This is a genomic window from Micromonospora sp. CPCC 205739, assembly GCF_036906795.1.
In the GTDB taxonomy this organism is placed as follows: domain Bacteria; phylum Actinomycetota; class Actinomycetes; order Mycobacteriales; family Micromonosporaceae; genus Micromonospora.
This window is the reverse complement of the sequence record NZ_JBAKHS010000018.1, coordinates 55,221-73,030: the sequence shown is the minus strand read 5'-3', so window position 1 is coordinate 73,030 and position 17,810 is coordinate 55,221. Positions and strand designations below refer to the sequence as shown.

Sequence of the window (17,810 nt, the reverse complement as noted above, 5' to 3'; positions counted from 1 at the left end):
GCCGGCCATTCTGCCCCTACAATCCAGCATCCGTTGGATTGGCCGGGAGGAGACGCGGCATGACCAGGCTCGACCAGCAGCCGACCAGCGCGGACGCGGCGGCCCTGCCCCGCGGTCCGCTGCTCGGCTTCGCCGCCGGCTCACTCGGCATGGGCATCTGGGTCACCGTGCCCGGCCTGCTGCTGCTCTACTTCCTCACCGACGTGCTGGCCGTGGCCCCCTGGCTGGCCGGCTTGGCGCTGCTGCTGCCCAAGATCGCCGACGTGCTGCTGCACCCGTGGGTCGGGCACCGCTGCGACGTCGAACAGGCCCGCCGGGGCGACCGGCGGAGGCTGTTGCTGCTCGGCTGCGCCCTGCCGGTGGCCTTCGCGGCGCTCTTCGCGGTGCCCGGCGGGCTGACCGGCGCGCCCGCCGCCGCCTGGGTGGCGGTGTTCTTCGTCGCCGGCAACCTGCTCTTCGCCGCCTACCAGGTCCCCTACCTGGCCACCCCCGCCGACCTGCGGATCGGCTACCACGAGCGGACCCGGCTGATGGCCTTCCGGATGGTGGTGCTGACGCTCGGCATCCTCGTCTCCGGTCTGCTGGCCCCGCTGCTGGCCGGCGGGGACGCCGCCACCCGCGGCGGCTACCAGCGGATGGGGGTGCTGCTCGCCGCCGGGATGCTCGCCGCCATGCTGGTCGGCGTCGCCGGCATCGCCCGGTTGCGCCGGGCCGCCGCCGCGAGCGCCGCCCCGCACGCCGGCGGTTGGCCGGCGCTCGCCGCCGCCCTGCGCGACCGGCAGTTCCGCTGGCTGGTCGCGGCCTACCTGGCCATGTCCACCACCACCCACCTGGTGCTGGCCGGGGTGCCCTACTACGCCGAGTACGAGCTGGGCCGCCCGAGCCTGACCACCGTGCTGGTGGCCGCGTTCGTCGCCCCGGCGCTGCTGGTCACCCCCGGCTGGCTGGTGGTGGCCCGCCGGGTGGGCAAGCAGCGGGCGCTGCTGGGCGCCCAGGGCGCGTTCGCCGCCGGTTCGCTGGTGCTGGCGGTGGGCCGGCCGGCCGGGCTGCCGGTGCTGGTGGCCGCCGTGGCGGTGCTCGGGGTGGCCTTCGCCGGCATGCAGCTGCTGCCGTTCTCGATGGTGCCCGACGTGATCCGCGCCGGCAGCGGGGCCGCCGGCACCTACACCGGTGTGTGGACGGCCACCGAGGCCACCGGTGCGGCACTGGGCCCCTGGGTGTACGCGCTCTGCCTGGCCGCCGGCGGGTTCGTCGCCTCCGCCGCCGGGCAGACCGTCACCCAGCCCGACGCGGCGCTGGACGCGATCCGCTGGGGCTTCGGGCTGCTGCCCGCCGCGGCGATGCTCGCGGCGCTGCTGCTGCAACGCCGCTACACCCTGGACCGCACCGCCCGCGCCGGGGACTGAGCGTCCCGGCGCCGGCACTAGACTTCCGCCTCGATGGACGCCCAGCCCGCCCCCGCCGACACCCGCCCCTGCGCCCACTGTGGACGCGACGTGCCCCAGCGCGTCGGCGCGGGCCGGCCGTTCCGCTACTGCCGGGACAACGACGGCGCCTGCCAGCGGGCCTCGCGCAACTCGCGGATGCGGCACCGCAACGCCCCCGGCCTGCCCGGGCAGGTGGCCCGCACCTGGGAGGCGGTGGACCGGCTCGACCAGGTCGTCGAGACGCTGACCGAGGCGCTGCACGCCGAGCTCTCCCCGGCCGGGGTGGAACGCCGGCTCGCCCAGCTGCGCGCCGAGACCGCCGCCGAGGTCGCCCGGGCGCAGACCGAGCGGGACGAGGCCCGCACCGACGCCGAGACGGCCGCCGCCGAGGCCGCCCGCGCCCGGCAGGACGCCCGCGCCGCCGCCGCCGACCGCGACGCCGCGCAGGCCCGGGCCGCGCAGGCCGACGCGCGGGCCGCCGACGCGCGCGAGCGCGCCGACCGGGCCGAGGCGGACCGGGACGTCGCCCGCCGCGAGGCCAGCGCCGCCGAGGCGCTGCGCACGCAGGCCGAACGCGACCGCGACGCGGCCCGCCACGAGCTGCGCGCCCTGCGCGTCGAGCGGGACACCGACCGGCAGCGCGCCGCCGACCTGACCGTCGAGCGCGACGCCGCCCGCGCCGACGCCGAGCGGGCCACCGCCGCCGCCGCCGAGGCGGTGCGGCAGGCCGAGCGGGCCGCCGCCGAGGCCGCCCGGGCGCGTACCGAGGCCGACCGGCACGCCGAGCAGGCCCGGCGGGCCGAGGCGGAGGCCGGGTCCGCGGTCCGCGACCGGGACGCGGCGCGGGCGGCGGCCGACGCCGCGCGCCAGGAGGCGGCCGCGGTGTCGGCCCGCGCCCGTGAGGAGGTTGCCGGGGCCGCCGCGCAGCGCGACGCCCTGGCCGCCGAGCTGGCCGAGGCCCGCCGGGCCGGTGCCGCCGCACAGGCCCGGCTGACCGAGGTCGAGGTACGGCTGGGTGCCGCCGAGGCCGACCGGGACGCCGCCCAGCGGCGGGCCGCGCAGCTCGCCGATCAGGTCAGCGACCTGGCCGCCGCGCTGGCCCGGCTCGGCGCGCCGCCTCAGGCGGGCTGAGCCGGCGCCTCGGCCGGTACGCCCTCGACCTGCACGCGGGTGTCGTGGAAGGTCGGCCCGCCGCCCAGGTCGGTGTCGCGCACGGCGGTGACCGCGTTGACGGTGCTGCCGCCGGGGCTCAACCGCGCCCAGTACGCCTTGTAGGTGAACGCCAGCCCGGGCCGGGTGGCCTCGTCCACGGCGACGGTGGCCAGGAAGCTGCCCCGGTCGTTGTGTACCCGCGCCGCGTCGCCGTCGGCGAGCCCCCGGGCGGCGGCGTCGTCGGGGTGCAGGTGGATGCGGGGCGGGCCGGTGCGGTCGAGGTGCCACGGCAGGGAGGCGAAGGTGGAGTTCATCAGGAACCGGCCGGCCGGGGAGATCAGCGCCAGCGGGAACCGCCGCGCCAGCTCCGGGTCGGCGGCCTCCACCGGCGGGGTGTAGCCGATCAGCGGGTCGACGCCCTGCCCGGTGAGCTGCGGGTCGTGCAACCGGGCCCGGCCGTCGCGGGTGGGGAAGCCGCCCTTGGCGTACGGGGCGGCGCCGACGTCGACGCCGGTGGCCCGCGCGTACGTCTGCTCGCGCAGCTCCTCGAAGCTGATTCCGGTGCCGGCGAGCAGTTGGCGGGCCAGGTCCTCGTCGGTGTCGCGCAGCCGGGGGTGGGTCAGGCCGAGGGCGGCGGCGAGGCGGCGGAAGATCTCCGTGTTCGGCAGCGCCTCCCCCGGCGGGGTGCTCGCCGGCAGGTTCAGCGTCGCGTAGTGGTGCCCGTAGGAGGTGTGCAGGTCGAGGTGTTCGGGCTGCATGGTGGCCGGCAGCACCACATCGGCCCAGTCGCAGGTGTCGGTCCAGCGCTGCTCCAGCACCACGGTGAACAGGTCGGGCCGGCCCAGCCCCTCGCGCAGCCGGTTCTGGTCGGGCACGGTGGCGGCCGGGTTGGCGTCGAACACCACCAGCGACGTGACCGGCGGGTCGGCCTCGCCGGTCAGCGCGGCGGCGAGCCGGCTCATGTTGACCGAGCGGGCCGGTGGGGTGGGCAGGTCCGCCGGGCGGGCCACCCGGTCCGGGTCGATGCGGTGGTGCCCGGAGGTGGTGACCAGCGCGCCGCCACCGGGGTAGCGGAAGTCGCCGGTGAGCAGCGGGATCGCCGCGATGGCCCGGACGGCCTGGCCGGCGCCGGCGTGCCGTTGCAGGCCAAGGCCGACCCGGATGGCGGTGGGCCGGGTGGTGGCGATCCGGTCGCCGAGCCGGCGGAGCACCTCGACGTCCAGCCCGCACTCGGCGGCGGCGCGTTCCAGCGGCCACTCGTCGAGGCGGGTGTCGAGGCGCTCCCAGCCGCGGGTGTGCGCGTCCAGCCACTCCCGGTCGACGCCGCCGTGGTCCCGCAGGTGGCGCATCAGCCCCAGCGCGAGGGCGGCGTCGGTGCCGGGCAGGGGCGCGACGTGCTCGTCGCTGCGCGCCGCGGTGTCGGTGCGCAGCGGGTCGATCGTCACCACGTACGCGCCGCGCCGCTGCGCCTCCTGCACGAACGGCCAGTGGTGCAGGTTCGTCGAGAGCAGGTTGGCGCCCCAGAGCACGATCAGTTTCGCCTCGACGATGGACTCCGGTTCGAAGCCGACCGACCCGCCGTAGATCGACTGCAGCGCGGCGCGGGCGGCGGCGGTGCAGATGGTGGTGCGCAGCCGCGACGCGCCCAGGTGGGCGAAGAGCCGCGGTCCCATCGTCCAGCCCTGCACCAGGCCCATGGTGCCGGCGAAGTAGTACGGCAGGATCGCCTGCGGCCCGCCGCCGTCGATGCTGGCGCGCAGCCCGGCCGCCGCCCGCCCGAGCGCCTCGTCCCAGCTCGCCGGCCGGTACGACACCGGCCCGACGCCCTTGGGCCCGACCCGCACCAGCGGGTGGGTGAGCCGGTCGGGGCCGTTGACCGCGTCGAGGTAGCGGTTGACCTTGCCGCACAGCGCGCCCCGGGTGAACGGGTGGTCCCGGTCGCCGCGCAGCGCCACCGCCCGGCCGTCGGTGACCGTGAGCTGCCAGGTGCAGGTGTCCGGACAGTCCAGCGGGCAGGCGCCGGGGTGGATCGTCGTGCGGGCCATGGCGCGGATGCTATCGCCATCAGGGCGCGCGGGGCCTCCCTCGGAGGGTGGAGGTCAGTGGATGCCGGCCATCAGCCGGGAGATGTGCCGGGTGAACATGACCGCCCCGAGGCCGAGGGCGACCGAGGCCAGGCCGAAGGTGAGGAAGTAGGTCGGTTCGGGCCAGGTCTCGGCGAGCCGGGCGACCTGACCGCCGACGGCGTCGCCGACGGCGGTGGCGAGGAACCACAGGCCCATCATCTGGCTGGCGTACTTGACCGGGGCGAGCTTGGTGGTGGCCGAGAGGCCCACCGGGCTCAGCGACAGCTCGCCGGCGACCTGGATGGCGTACACGGCGACCAGCCACCACGGGGACACCAGGTCCCCGCCGACGGCGGCCTGCGCGGCGGCGGCCATCAGCACGAACGACAGGCCGTTGAGGACCAGGCCGACGGCGAACTTCGCCGGCGTGGAGACCCGGTGGCCCACCCGCACCCAGAGCAGGGCGGCCAGCGGCGCCCCGATGATGATCAGGATCGGGTTGACCGACTGGAGCCAGGAGGCGGGGAAGGTGAAGCCGAGCACGTCCCGGTCGGTGCGGTCGGCGGCGAAGAGGTTCAGCACCGACCCGGCCTGGTCGTAGATCAGCCAGAAGGCGGCGGCGAAGACGAACAACCACAGGTACGCCTTCATCCGGCTGCGTTCGGTGCTGCTGATCTCCCGGTCGGTGATGATCCGCGCGAAATAGCCGATGGTGATCACCACGGTGGCGATGGTCAGGGAGTTGACCACGGTGTTGACCGTGAACAGGTCGGCCACGGCGAGCACGGCCAGCACCAGCAGCAGCACCAGCACGGCGACGCCCACCCGGGTCAGCGCGCGGCGGCGGTCGGCGCCCAGCAGCGGGTCGGCGGGCCGGTCACCGGTGTCGCCGAGGTTGCGCCGGCCCAGGACGTACTGCAGCACCCCGAAGGTCATGCCGATCGCCGCGGCCCCGAATCCCAGATGCCAGTTGATCTTCTCGCCGAGGAAGCCGGTGATCAGTGGGGCGATGAACGCGCCCAGGTTGATGCCCATGTAGAAGATGGAGAACCCGGCGTCGCGCCGCGGCGAGTCGCGGTCGTACAGCCCGCCGACCATGGTCGAGATGTTGGGTTTGAGCAGCCCGGTGCCGAGCACGATCAGGGCCATCCCGGCGAACACGCTCCACCCGACGGGGATCGCCATCACGTAGTGCCCGACGGCGATGACCACGCCGCCCCACAGCACGCTGCGGCGGGCCCCGAGCAGCCGGTCGGCGACCCACCCGCCGGGCAGCGCCATCAGGTAGACCATGGCGTTGTAGGTGCCGTAGACGGCGTTGGCGGTGGACTCCCGCATGCCCAGGCCGTCCTCGGCGACCGACGCGGTCAGGTAGAGCACCAGGATGGCGCGCATGCCGTAGAAACTGAACCGCTCCCACATCTCGGTGAGGAACAGCGTCGACAGCGCGCGCGGGTGACCGAAGAAGGTCTTCTGACCCGGCGCTCGGGCGTCGACCGGCGCGTCACCGCTCATCGTCACCTCCGACACGACTGGGGCGGCTAACATCCCCGGTGAGCGCCGAAACACTCCACCGATTCGACCCGGCCGGGGACGACCCCGCCGGGTCCCGCGCGTGGCCGGTTACCCTTGCAGGGGCCACCGGGCCGGATCACCCAGCCGGGCGGGAATGCCCCGGGGACGACGGACCGTTACACCGAGAAGACAGCACCACGAACGAGGGGAAGTCGATCATGGGCGAGCGTATGCTGCGCGGTAGCCGGCTGGGCGCGGTCAGCTACGAATCCGACCGCAACACGGAGCTCGCGCCGCGTCAGACCCGCGAGTACCTGTGCGCCAAGGGCCACCAGTTCGAGGTGCCGTTCGCCGTCGACGCCGAGGTCCCCACGACCTGGGAGTGCAAGTTCGACGGCAGCGTCGCCCGGCTGGTCGACGGCACGGAGCCGGAGCAGAAGAAGGCCAAGCCGCCGCGTACCCACTGGGACATGCTGCTGGAGCGGCGCTCCATCGCCGAGCTGGAGGACATCCTCGCCGAGCGGCTGCAGGAGGTCCGCACCCGCCGAGGCCGCGCCTGAGCGGCCTCACCCGAACGACGACGGCGCCCCCGGGAGGTATTCCCGGGGGCGCCGTCGTGTCGTGTGTCAGGGGCGGCGCGGCTCGACGATCTCACCCTCGATGGCCCGGCCGCCGTCGACCACCGGCGGCGCGGGGTCGACGACCTGCCCGTCGACGGTCGGCTCCGGCCGGCTGGCGCCCCGGCGCACCCGCACGGTGCGCGGGCCGAACAGGTCACCGGCGACCATCGACGACACCCGGCGCTCGGCGGCACGTTGCACCCCGGCGCGGGCCAGCCGGCGCACCGGCGGCACCAGCAGCGCCAGCCCCACCACCGCGCTGACCAGGCCGGGGACGGCCAGCAGCAGCGCACCGAGCAGCCCCACCAGGCCGTCGGTGACCTGCCGCCCCGGCGGCTGCCGCGACTCCACCGACGAGCGGAACCCGCGCCAGGCGCGCATCCCCTCCCGGCGCAGCAGCACCAGCCCGAGCAGCGACGCCGCGAACACCAGCAGCATCGCCGAGCCGAAGCCGATCAACCGGCCCACCCCGACGAACACCGCCAGCTCCAGCACCACCGCCAGCAGCAGGGCCGGTGGCACGAACCTCAGGTAACGGCGCATCTCACCTCATCCGCGTCGCGCGGTGCCCGGTCGCCGACGCCGCCGTGGACCGGGCCCGGGGCGCAAACCCCGCCCCTGAAGCATGACACGCCCGCGCGTCACGGCCACCGGCCGGCGACCCGCCGGCCGGGCCACGCCGCCGCCCGCCGGTCCCGCACCGCCCACGTGGTGATCCGCCACACCGCCTCGGCGACGATCAGCGGGCTCATCTTGCTCGCGCCCCGCTCCCGCTCGGCGAACGTGATCGGCACCTCCGCGATCCGCATCCCCGCCCGGTGCGCCAGCCGCGACAGCTCCACCTGGAACGAGTAGCCCTGCGAGCAGACCGAATCCAGCCGCATCGCCGTCAGCGCCGCCGACCGGTACACCCGGTAGCCGCCGGTGGCGTCGGTGACCGGCACGCCCAGCGCCAGCCGCGCGTACAGGTTGCCGCAGCGCGACAGCAGCAACCGCCGCAGCGGCCAGTTCAGCACCTTCGCCCCGCGGGTCCAGCGGGAGCCGATGACCACGTCGGCGTCGCGGGCGGCGGCGAGCAGGGCGGGCAGGTCCTCCGGGGCGTGCGAGCCGTCGGCGTCCATCTCCACCACCGCGTCGTAGCCGCGCCGGCGCGCCCACGCGAACCCCGCCAGGTACGCCGCGCCGAGGCCCTCCTTGCCGGGGCGGTGCAGCACGTTGACGTGCGGGTCGGTGCCGGCCATCGCCTCGGCGAGCGCGCCGGTGCCGTCGGGGCTGTTGTCGTCGGCGACGAGGATGTCCACCGCCGGCGCGGCCGCGCGGAGCCGGGCGACGACGTCGGTGAGGTTCTCGGCCTCGTTGTAGGTGGGGATCACCACCAGCACCCGACCCACCCCGGGGTGGCCCACCCGCACTGGCTCGCTCACCGCACCCTCCGCATCTGCCCCGGCCCTCACCGGCCGGCGTCGGCCTCCCTGCGGCGTACGCGGCGCAGCCCGCCCGCGGCCACCAGGACCGCCACCGCGAGGCCGGCCAGGGCCACCTCCGGCCACACCCCCGCCCGGGTGGCCGGGGTGCGCCCGTCGGCGAGCGCCATCTGACGCAGCACCACCGCGCGGGTGTTGAACCCGGTGGCGCCGCTTACCCGCCCGTCGGGGGTCACGAACCCGGACACCCCGACGGTGGAGGCCATCAACGCGCCCCGGCCGTGCTCCACGGCCCGCAGCCGCACCATGGCCAACTGCTGGCGGGCCTCGGCCACGTCGAAGGTGGCGTTGTTGGTCTGCACCACCAGCAGCTGCGCGCCGCCGTCGACGGTGTCGCGGACGAGGCCGTCGTAGGCGACCTCGAAGCAGATCACGTCGCCGAGCACCGCCGGACCGGAGCGCACCACACCGGGACGCTCGCCGGGCACGAAGTCGTTGCGGACCAGGTCGACCTGCTTGCTGACCATCCGGGCGAGGGTGCGCAGCGGCACATACTCGGCGAACGGGACGGGGTGGCGTTTGGTGTACAGCTGCGACAGGTCGGCGCCGGTGCCCGGGCGCCACAGGATCCCCGCGTTGCGCACCTGCCCCCGGTCGGGGCCGAGCAGCACCGCGCCGACCAGGATCGGCGCGCCGATCGCGTCGGCGGCCTGGGAGATGCGCTGCCCGGCGGAGGCGTTGCGCAGCGGGTCGATGTCGGAGGAGTTCTCCGGCCACACCACCAGGTCGGGGCGGGGCCGGGTGCCGGCGTCGACCCCGGCGGCCAGCTCCAGGGTCGCGTCGACGTGGTTGTCGAGCACCGCCTGCCGTTGGGCGTTGAAGTCCAGCCCGAGGCGGGGCACGTTGCCCTGCACGACCGCGACGGTGACCGTCCGGCCGGTGCCGGCCGCGCCGGTCGGCACCAGCAGCGCCCCGCCGGTCAGCGCCAGGGCCAGCGCCACCAGCAGCGCCACCGACGCCCAGCCGCGCCGGTCGCGTCCCGGCCAGCCCCGCCACGCGGCGGCCAGCAGCAGCCCGCCGGTCAGCGCCACCGCGAAGGTCACCAGCGGCGCGCCGCCGAGCCAGGCCAGCCGCAGCAGCGGGGAGGTGTCCTGGCTGAACGCCAGCCGCCCCCACGGGAACCCGCCGAACGGGGTCCGGTCACGCAGCGCCTCCTGCGCCACCCACAGCAGCCCGGTCACCACCGGCCACGCCCAGCGGCGCCGGTCGACCAGCGGCGACACCCACGCGGTGGCCGCGCCGAGCAGCGCCAGGTAGCCGGCCTGCAGCAGCGACAGCAGCACCCACGGCAGGTAGCCGGTGTGCAGGTTGGTCCACTCCAGCATCGGCGCGAACAGCGCCACCCCGGTCAGGAAGCCCAGGCCGGCGCCGGCGCGCAGCCGCCGCCGGTGCGCCGCCGCGCCCAGCAACGCCACGCCCACCGGGGCCAGCGGCCACACCCCGTACGGGGGGAACGCCAGCAGCATCGCCAGCCCGGCGAGCACGGCGGCGGGCACGGCCAGCCGCAGCGGCAGCGCGCGCGGGGCGTCCGCGCGGCGGGTCACCTCGGTGGCCCGGGTCTCATCCCGGTCGAGCGTCGTCACCGGCACCTCTGAACGATCACGCGCCGAAGGCTACCCGGCCAGCGGCGGAAGGTGCCGCCGGCCGGGGCCCGGATCGTGTCGTACCCGGCTGGCACGCTGAGCCGCATGACGGCACCCGAGACCGTGACGTACGTGCTGATTCCCGGCGCCGGCGGCAGCGCCGCCTACTGGCACCTGCTGGTCGGCGAGCTGCGCTCACGCGGCCGGGAGGCGGTGGCGGTGGACCTGCCGGCCGCCGACGCGCACGCCGCGCTGCCCGAGTACGCCGCCACGGTCCGCGCCGCCGTGCAGGGCCATGAGCGGGTGGTGCTGGTGGCGCAGTCGCTGGGCGCGTTCACCGCCCCGCTGGTCGCCGACGATCCGGCGGTGCGGCTGCTGGTGCTGGTCAACCCGATGGTCCCGGCGCCGGGCGAGACGGCCGGCGACTGGTGGGCGGCCACCGGCCACGGCCCGGCCCGCGCCGCGTACGCCGCCGCGCAGGGCCGCGACCCGCACGCCGGGGTCGACCTGGCGGTGGACTTCTTCCACGACGTGCCCGCCGAGGTGACCGCCCGGATGCTCGAAGGCGGGGGCGGCGACGAGTCGGAGGCGGTGTTCGTCCGGCCGAACCCGCTGCGCCGCTGGCCGGACGTGCCGACCCGGGTGGTGACCGGCCGCGACGACCGGTTCTTCCCGGCGGACTTCCAACGCCGGCTGTGCGCCGAGCGCCTCGGTGTGCGCCCCGACGAGCTGCCCGGCGGGCACCTGCTGGCGCTGAGCCGGCCACGCGAGCTGGCCGACCTGCTGGAGTCCCTACACCCGGGACACCTGAGCGGCGACCCGTCCGGGCGGCGGGAACAGAAATCGGGGCGCGGCATACGCCGCGCCCCGATGCTCCCAGGCCCTTCCCGGCCGGTGGGGCGAGAGTGAGGTGCGCCGACCTTCGGACCGACCGGACGCGGACTGGCTGCCCCCGCCGGGCCGTTGTCTACTGGCCGTGCCTCTCACCCTGCCCGTACACCGGTAACCGCGGCCGGTTCGCGCCGCCCCGCCGACCCCCGCCCGCTGGACCTGGCCGCCGCGACGAGTTGCACCATGTCGCTCGGCCAGCGGACGAAGGGACGAAGCGAACAACAGCCGCTTCCCGTAGTAGGACTCAAAGACGGTACGGCTTGCACCCCCGCCGCTGTCAACCCACCCCCGGCACGTCGTGTGTTGCAACACGGCGTGTCGCGTCGGCGCGTCTCAATCCGTGCCGAGGTGCCGGCGCAGCAACGCCCGCGCCGCCCGCGGATGATCTCCGGCGAGCAGACCGCCGGCGGCCAGCACGTAGTCCACGTCGACCACCGCGCGGGCCTCGCGGGGCAGCGGCCACCCGCCGGCGTGATCGGCCAGCACCGCGGCGAGGACCCCGGCGGCGTCGTCGGCGGGCGCGTGACGCAGCACACCGCCGGAGCCGACCATCAGCCGCACGTCCCGCAGGTCCCGGCCGGCGCGTTCCCCGGTGGCCGCGCCCCGGGCGTGCCGGCGCAGCGCCACCGTCGCGGCCAGCGCCGCGATCCGCCGGTCGGCGGCCCGCTCGGCGGCCGAGCCGGCCAGGAACCCCGGGTCGGCGGCGCGCACCGCCGCCGCCTGCGCCAGGACGTCCTGCTCCCCCACCGCGAGCAGGCGTTCCTCCGCGGCGGCGCGGACCACCCCCGGCGCGCTCCACCGCATGCCAAGATCCCCCTCCACGGTGCGGGCCCGCCACAGGTTCCCGGCGACCTCCCGGCCCGGCCCGTCGGCCCGCTCGTCCGGGGTGAGCACCGAGTACACGTCGGTGGTGGCACCACCGACGTCCACCACCGCCAGGTCCCCGCCCAGCGTGTCGGCCAGCACCTCCACCCCGGTCAGCACCGCGTCCGGGGTGGCCGCGCGCACCAGCCGCGCGAACCGGGTCCCCCGCGACAGCCGCTTGCCGCCGATGACGTGCCGCAGGAACACCTCCCGGATCGCCGACCGCGCCGACGCCGGGGCCAGCACCCCGATGCGCGGCAGCACGTTGTCCGCCGCCGTCACCGGCACCCCCGCCCCGGCCAGCAGCGCGGACAGCTCGTCGCGGACCGCGACGTTGCCGGCCAGCACCACCGGCACCCGCCAGCGCGCCCTCGCCAACCGGGTCGCGTTGTGGGTCAACGTGTCGGCGTCCCCGCCGTCGGTGCCGCCGACCAGCAGCACCACGTCCGGGCGGGCCGCCCGCAGCGCCGCCACCTGCGCCGCGCCGAGCCGGCCCGCGGCCACGTGCACCACGTTCGCGCCCGCCGACAACCCCACCCGGCGGCCCGCCTGCGCGGTCACCAGCGGCTCGTAGCCCACCACCGCCAGGCGCAGCCCACCCCCGGCCGACGAGCACACGTACCAGGGCACGTCGCGGACTCCGAGCCCGGCGGTGGCCGCGCCGACCGCGGCATCCAGGCCGTGCAGCACGTCCGTGCCGACCGTGGTCGGCGCGGACGCCGCCGCGACCAGAGCGCCGCCGTCGAGGTCCACCACCGCGACCTTCGTGTACGTGGACCCGACGTCGGCGCAGACGGCGAGGGTCACGCCGGCGGCGGGACGACCACGGTGCCGGTCGCGGTGACCGCCACGATCGGCGTCTGCAGCACCTCCGCCGCCGACTCGGACCGGTCCGGCCGGCCCCGGCACACCACCCGCGCCTCGAAGTCGATGGTGCGGCTGCGGGTGCCCACCCGGGTCACCGTCGCCGTCACCTCCAGCACGTCACCGGCGCGCATGGCGCTGCGGAACTGCACGTCCGAGTACGAGGCGAACAACCCCTCGTCGCCGTCGGTGCGGATGCACACCTCCGTCGCCACGTCCCCGAACAACCCCAGCGCGTACGCCCCGTCCACCAGGTTCCCCGCGTAGTGGGCGTGCGAGTACGGCACATACCTCCGGTGGGTGACGGTCAGCCCGACCCGGGAATCACTCATGCCTTCGCCTTCTTGTTCGTGATCAGCGCGTGCACCAGGTAGCTCGCCACCTCACCCGGGGTGGTGCCCCGGCCGAAGATCCGGTCCACGCCCAGCTCGCCGGTCATCGTCTCGTCGAACCGCGGCCCGCCCACGATCAGCAGCGGCCGGCGCCCCGCCGGCATCGCCTCCCGGAACGCCGCGGACATCTCCCGCGTGTTGTGCAGGTGCGCGTCGCGTTGCGTCACCACCTGCGACACCAGCACCGCGTCGGCCTTCTCCTGCCGGGCCGCCTCCACCAGCTCCGGCACGCTCACCTGCGCGCCCAGGTTGGTGACCTTCAGCTCCCGGTAGTACTCCAGGCCCTTCTCCCCCGCGATGCCCTTGACGTTGAGGATCGCGTCGATGCCCACGGTGTGCGCGTCCGTGCCGATGCACGCCCCCACCACCGACAGCTTGCGCCGCAACCGCTGCTTCACCACCGCGTTGACCTCCTTGGCGCTCAGCAGCGGGAAGTCCCGCTCCACCACCTGCACCGCCGACAGGTCCACCAGATGGTTCACCCGCCCGTACACCACGAAGAAGGTGAACCCGTCGCTCATCGGCTTGGCGTGCACCAGCATCGCCGGGTCGATGCCCATCTTGTTGGCCAGCTGGATCGCCGCGCCCTCGGCCCGCTTGTCGTGCGGCACCGGCAACGTGAACGACACCTGCACCATGCCGTCGCCGGTGGTGTCCCCGTACGGCCGGACGATCTTCTTCTCCGCCGCGGCTGTCACGCGCGGTCCCCTTCCAGGATCTCGGTGGCCGGGTTGTAGTAGTCACCCTCGTGCGCGGCCACCCCGGCCAGGCCCTTGCCCCGGTCCGCCGGCCGCTTCATGATCCCGAACGTGCCCTCGGCGATCGCCGTCAGCAGCGACTGCTCACCGATGCGCTCCAGCAGGTCCAGCGCCTCACCCAGGACCCGGTTGGCGCGCTGCTGGATGAACCCGCCCGGCGCCGGCACGAAGTCCTCGTGCAGCCCACCGGCCGCGCCGAGCACGTACCGCACGTTCTGCAGGGCGATGTCCCGGTCCGACAGCCACGGCGTCACCACCGCCTCGGTCATCATCCCCACCAGCAGGATGCCCTGCCCGGTCATGGTGCCCACCAGGTTGAAGAACCCGTCGAGCAGGTTGCCGCGGAACACGTCGCCGGTCATGTGCTTCGTCGGCGGCATCCACTTCAACGGCGCGTCCGGGAACAGCTCCCGCGCCAGCAGCGCGTGCGCCAGCTCCAGGCGGAACGACTCCGGCAGATCCGGGTTGATCTCGAACGCGTGCCCCAGCCCCAACTGCCAGTCGGCCAGCCCCGCCTCGTGCGCGAAGTACTCGTTGAGCAGCTGCGACACCGTCACCGTGTGCGCCTCGTCCACCGCGTCGGCGGTGGTCAGGTAGTTGTCCTCACCGGTGTTGATGATGATCCCCGCCCGGGCGTGCACCTGCCGGGAGAACCGCTGGTCGACGAACGTGCGGATCGGGTTGATGTCGCGGAACAGGATCCCGTACATCGAGTCGTTGAGCATCATGTCCAGACGCTCCAGACCCGCCAGCGTCGCCATCTCCGGCATGCACAGACCCGACGCGTAGTTCGTCAGCCGCACGTACCGGCCCAACTCCCGCGACGTCTCGTCCAACGCCGCCCGCATCAGCCGGAAGTTCTCCTGCGTGGCGTACGTGCCGGCGAAACCCTCCCGGGTCGCGCCCTCCGGCACGTAGTCCAGCAGCGACTGACCCGTCGACCGGATCACCGCGATCACGTCCGCGCCGGCGCGCGCCGCGGCCTGCGCCTGCGGGATGTCCTCGTAGATGTCACCGGTGGCCACGATCAGGTAGATCCACGGCCGCTGCGCCGGATCCCCGTACCGCTTGATCAGCCGGTCCCGCTCGGCGCGCCGCCGGTCGACCAGCCGGATACCCGCGCCCACCGCCTTGCGGGCGGCCCTGCGGGCGGCGGTGGCCGACTTCCCGGACGGCACCGCGAAGCGCACCGACCCGGCCGCCGCCTTCTGCGCCAGCAACGTCACGTCGCCGATCTGCTCCCGGGCCAGCGCGTCGAACACCGGCGCCGCCACCCCGTGCCCCAACCCCACGTCGGCGACCACCGCGTCGACGAGGCGGTTCACCCACGGAATGCCGTCCGGGTCCGCGCCGGTCACCCCGGCCAACCGCAGCACCGCCCGCTCCACCGACACCGTGGTGTGGCTACGCGCCAGATCCACCACCGGCTGCCCGGCACGACGCGCCAACTCCCGCGCCCGCGCCACCAGCACCGGATCCAGGTCCAGCTTGCCCGTCACGCCGTCACCCCGGCCGAACTCGGCGACGGCGCGACACACGCCCGGGCCGCCTCGATGGTTCGCTCGCTCACGCAGACCCTTCCTCGTAGATGACCTCACCGCGCAGCACCGTGCGCCGGCACACCGGCAACGGCGTCGGATCCTGCGCACCCCGCAACTCCGGGTCCTCGGCCTGCAACACCGGCAGACCCCGCTGCACCCCCGCCGGCGTCGACCACACCGCGAACGTCGCCGGCGCCCCCAACGCCAGCACACCCTCGTTGTCCAGGTGCACCGCCCGCCAACCGCCGCGGGTGTGCGCCGCGAACGCCGCCCGCTCGCTCATCCGCTGCACCGGGTTGTGGTGCGCCGCCGCCGCCCGCACCGAACCCCACGGGTCCAGCGGCGTCACCGGCGAATCCGACCCGAACGCCAACGCCACCCCGACCGCGTGCATCGCCCCCATCGGGTTCGACTCCAACGACCGGTCCAGACCCAACCGCGCCTCGTACATCCGGCCCGCGCCACCCCACAACCGGTCGAACGCCGGCTGCATGCTCGCCACGACCCCGTACTCCACGAACCCGGCGATCAGCCGCTTGTTCATGATCTCCGCGTGCTCCACCCGATGCCGGGCCGCCCGCACCCGATCCGTGCCCAGCTTCTCCGCCGCCGCCGCGAACCCCTGCAGCACCGTCGAGATCGCCGCGTCCCCGATCGCGTGGAACCCGCCCTGCATCCCGTGCGCCGCACAGTCCAGCAGATGGTCACGCACCTGATCGGCCGTCACGTAGCCGTGCCCGCACGACCCGCCCTCGGCATCCAGGTACGCCGACGACACGTGCGCCGTCCGCGACCCCAACGCCCCGTCGGCGTACAGGTCCCCGCCCGCCCCCACCGCACCCAGGTCCCGGGCCTTCGCCGCGCCGAGCAGCTCACCCCAGTACCCGTACACCTCCGGCACCCCGTCCCCGGAGATCGCCAACAGGCCGGTGAAGTCCGACTCGTCCGACGTGCCGGGCCCGCCGCACTCGTGTACCGCGGCGATCCCCAGCGACGCCGCGTGCCGCAACGCCGCCCGCTGCGCGACCACCCGCTGCGCCGGCGACACCGAACCCAACGCCGCCTCCCGCACCACGTGGTGCGCGTCGCGCCGCAACCACCCCGACGCGTCGTACCCGGCCGCCTGCGCCGCCTGCGGACACGCCGCCAGCAACGCCGACGACACCAGCGCCGAATGGATCGACGCCTGCGACAGGTACACCCGCCGGCCACCGGCCGCCCGGTCCACCGCCGCCGCGTCCGGCAACTGCGGCACCGGCCAGTTCGACTCGTCCCAGCCGTGCCCCAGCACCACCGCGTCCGACGGCAACCCCGCCGCGAACGCCGCCACCGCCTCCAGCAACCCGGCCGCCGACCGCACCCCGGACAGGTCCAGCCCCGACAACGCCAAACCCGTGTCCGTGGCGTGCACGTGCGCGTCCACGAACGCCGGCGTCACCAGCGCGCCGTCCAGCTCCACCACCCGGTCGGCGGCCGGCGCGTCGGCGTCCGCGCCCAGCCACGCGATCCGGCCATCGACGACCAGCAGGGCCGTCGCGCTCGGGTCGGCCGGACAGTGCAGCACGCCGCCGCGGTACAGAGTCGAGGGGTTCGTCATGGCACTCAGTCTGCCGCCAACCGGGACTCGAACAGAGCGCGCACCCCCGGCTCCGACCGCAGCAGACCCAGCGCCAGCTCCGCGTGACCGGGCACGTACCCGTTGCCCACCAGCATCGTCACGTCGGCCGCCAGACCCTCCGCGCCCAACGCCGCCGCCGCGAAGCTCGTCGCCATCGAGAAGAAGATCACCGTGCCGCCGTCCGCCGTGGCCAGCACCGCCCCGTGCTCACAACCCGGCACGTCCACGCAGACCACCGTCACGTCCGCCGGCACCCCCAGCACCGACGTCACCGCCGTCGACACCGCCACCGGATCCCGGGCGTCGGCCAACGCCACCACCGACGCCAGGCCGGCGTCGTTCAGCGCGTCACGCTCCGCCGCCACCGGCACCACCCCGACGGTACGACCCGCGCCCGCCCGCCGCGCCGCGGCCAGCGACAGCGACCCGCTCTTACCCGCGCCACCGATCACCGCCACGGTCACCGGCGTCGGGTCACCGGCCCCGCGGCGCTGCTCGACGTACCCGGCCACCACCCGCGCGGTCAACGCCGGCGCCCCGCACACGTCCAGCACCGCCAGGGACAGCTCCGGGTGCAGATCCGCCGGCAGCACCGCCGCGATCGACCGGGCGAACAGGATCGCGTACCCGTCGCACGGCACCTGCTCGCTGCGCCCGTCCCAGCGGGCCAGCCCGTCGAGGATCGTCAGCGGGGTCAGCGTCAGCGACACCAGCGTCGCCACCCGGTCACCGGCCTTCAGCTCCAGCGGGGAACGCCGGCCCACCTCCTCGACCGTGCCGATCAGCATGCCGCCCGACCCGGTCACCGGGTTCTGCATCTTGCCCCGGGCGGCGACGATCTCCAGCACCTCGGCGCGGACCTTCTCCCCGTCGCCGCCGTGCTTCTCCGACAGCTGCCGGAAGCTCGCCGCGTCCAGGTTCAACCGCTCGACCCGGATCCGCACCTCGTTCGGCGCGATCCGCGGGTCGGCGTCCAGCCGCCACGCCGCCTGCGGCAGCACCCCCGCCGGTTCCACAACGCGGTGCAGACCCACC

General features: G+C 75.2%; 15 protein-coding genes. 4 read left to right on the top strand and 11 right to left on the bottom strand.

What is annotated here, in order from left to right; genetic code table 11:
- Positions 1–59 precede the first annotated feature (59 nt).
- Together V6U88_RS23050 and V6U88_RS23045 are read left to right on the top strand one after the other, a co-directional pair.
- Positions 60–1,406, top strand: coding sequence for an MFS transporter (locus V6U88_RS23050; protein ID WP_334456058.1), 1,347 nt, complete (start codon positions 60–62; stop codon positions 1,404–1,406).
- Positions 1,407–1,439: 33 nt separating this feature from the next.
- Positions 1,440–2,558 carry a hypothetical protein gene (locus V6U88_RS23045; protein ID WP_334456056.1) on the top strand — a complete coding sequence of 373 codons (1,119 nt, stop codon included), beginning with the start codon at positions 1,440–1,442 and terminating at the stop codon, positions 2,556–2,558.
- Here the strand turns inward: V6U88_RS23045 and V6U88_RS23040 are convergent.
- Positions 2,546–4,624, bottom strand: a complete 2,079-nt coding sequence (locus V6U88_RS23040) for a molybdopterin-containing oxidoreductase family protein (protein WP_334456054.1) — start codon at positions 4,622–4,624, stop codon at positions 2,546–2,548. The genes V6U88_RS23045 and V6U88_RS23040 overlap by 13 nt on opposite strands.
- 54 nt (positions 4,625–4,678) lie before the next feature.
- Complete coding sequence (locus V6U88_RS23035; RefSeq protein WP_334456052.1) at positions 4,679–6,160, bottom strand: peptide MFS transporter; 1,482 nt, start codon at positions 6,158–6,160, stop codon at positions 4,679–4,681.
- A 218-nt stretch (positions 6,161–6,378) separates the two neighbouring features.
- On the opposite strand from V6U88_RS23035, the gene V6U88_RS23030 reads away from it, so the two are divergent.
- Entirely contained in the window at positions 6,379–6,720 is a 342-nt protein-coding gene (locus V6U88_RS23030; protein WP_007070998.1) for an RNA polymerase-binding protein RbpA, read from the top strand.
- Positions 6,721–6,786: 66 nt separating this feature from the next.
- Here the strand turns inward: V6U88_RS23030 and V6U88_RS23025 are convergent, their stop codons facing one another.
- The 3 genes from V6U88_RS23025 to lnt form a co-directional block, all read right to left on the bottom strand.
- A complete protein-coding gene (locus V6U88_RS23025) occupies positions 6,787–7,323 on the bottom strand; it encodes an FxsA family protein (RefSeq protein ID WP_334456045.1) in 537 nt (178 codons plus the stop codon).
- Positions 7,324–7,421: 98 nt separating this feature from the next.
- The gene (locus tag V6U88_RS23020) at positions 7,422–8,204 is read right to left on the bottom strand and encodes a polyprenol monophosphomannose synthase (RefSeq protein ID WP_334456043.1); all 783 of its coding nucleotides are present in this window, start codon (positions 8,202–8,204) and stop codon (positions 7,422–7,424) included.
- Positions 8,205–8,230: 26 nt separating this feature from the next.
- The gene (gene lnt, locus V6U88_RS23015) at positions 8,231–9,847 is read right to left on the bottom strand and encodes an apolipoprotein N-acyltransferase (RefSeq protein ID WP_442934675.1); all 1,617 of its coding nucleotides are present in this window, start codon (positions 9,845–9,847) and stop codon (positions 8,231–8,233) included.
- A gap of 105 nt (positions 9,848–9,952) precedes the next feature.
- Between lnt and V6U88_RS23010 the strand changes: the two genes are divergently transcribed.
- Complete coding sequence (locus V6U88_RS23010; protein WP_334456041.1) at positions 9,953–10,756, top strand: alpha/beta fold hydrolase; 804 nt, start codon at positions 9,953–9,955, stop codon at positions 10,754–10,756.
- 315 nt (positions 10,757–11,071) lie between these two features.
- Here the strand turns inward: V6U88_RS23010 and V6U88_RS23005 are convergent, their stop codons facing one another.
- From V6U88_RS23005 to V6U88_RS22980, 6 genes are all read right to left on the bottom strand, one after another.
- On the bottom strand, positions 11,072–12,409 hold the full coding sequence (locus V6U88_RS23005) for a glutamate mutase L (RefSeq protein ID WP_334456039.1): 1,338 nt from the start codon (positions 12,407–12,409) through the stop codon (positions 11,072–11,074).
- Entirely contained in the window at positions 12,406–12,798 is a 393-nt protein-coding gene (locus V6U88_RS23000; protein WP_280838676.1) for a hotdog domain-containing protein, read from the bottom strand. Before V6U88_RS23000 ends, V6U88_RS23005 begins: the two co-directional genes overlap by 4 nt.
- Positions 12,795–13,556 (bottom strand): OAM dimerization domain-containing protein, encoded by a 762-nt coding sequence (locus V6U88_RS22995; RefSeq protein ID WP_334456034.1) that lies wholly within the window; start codon positions 13,554–13,556, stop codon positions 12,795–12,797. Before V6U88_RS22995 ends, V6U88_RS23000 begins: the two co-directional genes overlap by 4 nt.
- On the bottom strand, positions 13,553–15,115 hold the full coding sequence (locus V6U88_RS22990) for a lysine 5,6-aminomutase subunit alpha (protein ID WP_334456032.1): 1,563 nt from the start codon (positions 15,113–15,115) through the stop codon (positions 13,553–13,555). The genes V6U88_RS22995 and V6U88_RS22990 overlap by 4 nt, the downstream gene beginning before the upstream one ends.
- Positions 15,116–15,182: 67 nt before the next feature.
- Positions 15,183–16,754: an amidohydrolase gene (locus tag V6U88_RS22985; protein WP_334456030.1), complete on the bottom strand. Its 1,572-nt coding sequence runs from the start codon at positions 16,752–16,754 to the stop codon at positions 15,183–15,185.
- 5 nt (positions 16,755–16,759) lie between these two features.
- On the bottom strand, positions 16,760–17,809 hold the full coding sequence (locus tag V6U88_RS22980; protein WP_334456166.1) for a zinc-binding alcohol dehydrogenase: 1,050 nt from the start codon (positions 17,807–17,809) through the stop codon (positions 16,760–16,762).
- Between the last annotated feature and the right edge of the window lies 1 nt (position 17,810).

Excerpts from the sequence above, each read along its gene's own strand:
- V6U88_RS23045 (WP_334456056.1), top strand. The coding sequence starts at position 1,440 with ATGGACGCCCAGCCCGCCCCCGCCGACACCCGCCCCTGCGCCCACTGT.
- V6U88_RS23030 (WP_007070998.1), top strand. The coding sequence starts at position 6,379 with ATGGGCGAGCGTATGCTGCGCGGTAGCCGGCTGGGCGCGGTCAGCTAC.
- V6U88_RS23035 (WP_334456052.1), bottom strand. The coding sequence starts at position 6,160 with ATGAGCGGTGACGCGCCGGTCGACGCCCGAGCGCCGGGTCAGAAGACC.
- V6U88_RS23040 (WP_334456054.1), bottom strand. The coding sequence starts at position 4,624 with ATGGCCCGCACGACGATCCACCCCGGCGCCTGCCCGCTGGACTGTCCG.
- V6U88_RS23010 (WP_334456041.1), top strand. The coding sequence starts at position 9,953 with ATGACGGCACCCGAGACCGTGACGTACGTGCTGATTCCCGGCGCCGGC.
- V6U88_RS23000 (WP_280838676.1), bottom strand. The coding sequence starts at position 12,798 with ATGAGTGATTCCCGGGTCGGGCTGACCGTCACCCACCGGAGGTATGTG.
- V6U88_RS22985 (WP_334456030.1), bottom strand. The coding sequence starts at position 16,754 with ATGACGAACCCCTCGACTCTGTACCGCGGCGGCGTGCTGCACTGTCCG.
- V6U88_RS23025 (WP_334456045.1), bottom strand. The coding sequence starts at position 7,323 with ATGCGCCGTTACCTGAGGTTCGTGCCACCGGCCCTGCTGCTGGCGGTG.
- V6U88_RS23050 (WP_334456058.1), top strand. The coding sequence starts at position 60 with ATGACCAGGCTCGACCAGCAGCCGACCAGCGCGGACGCGGCGGCCCTG.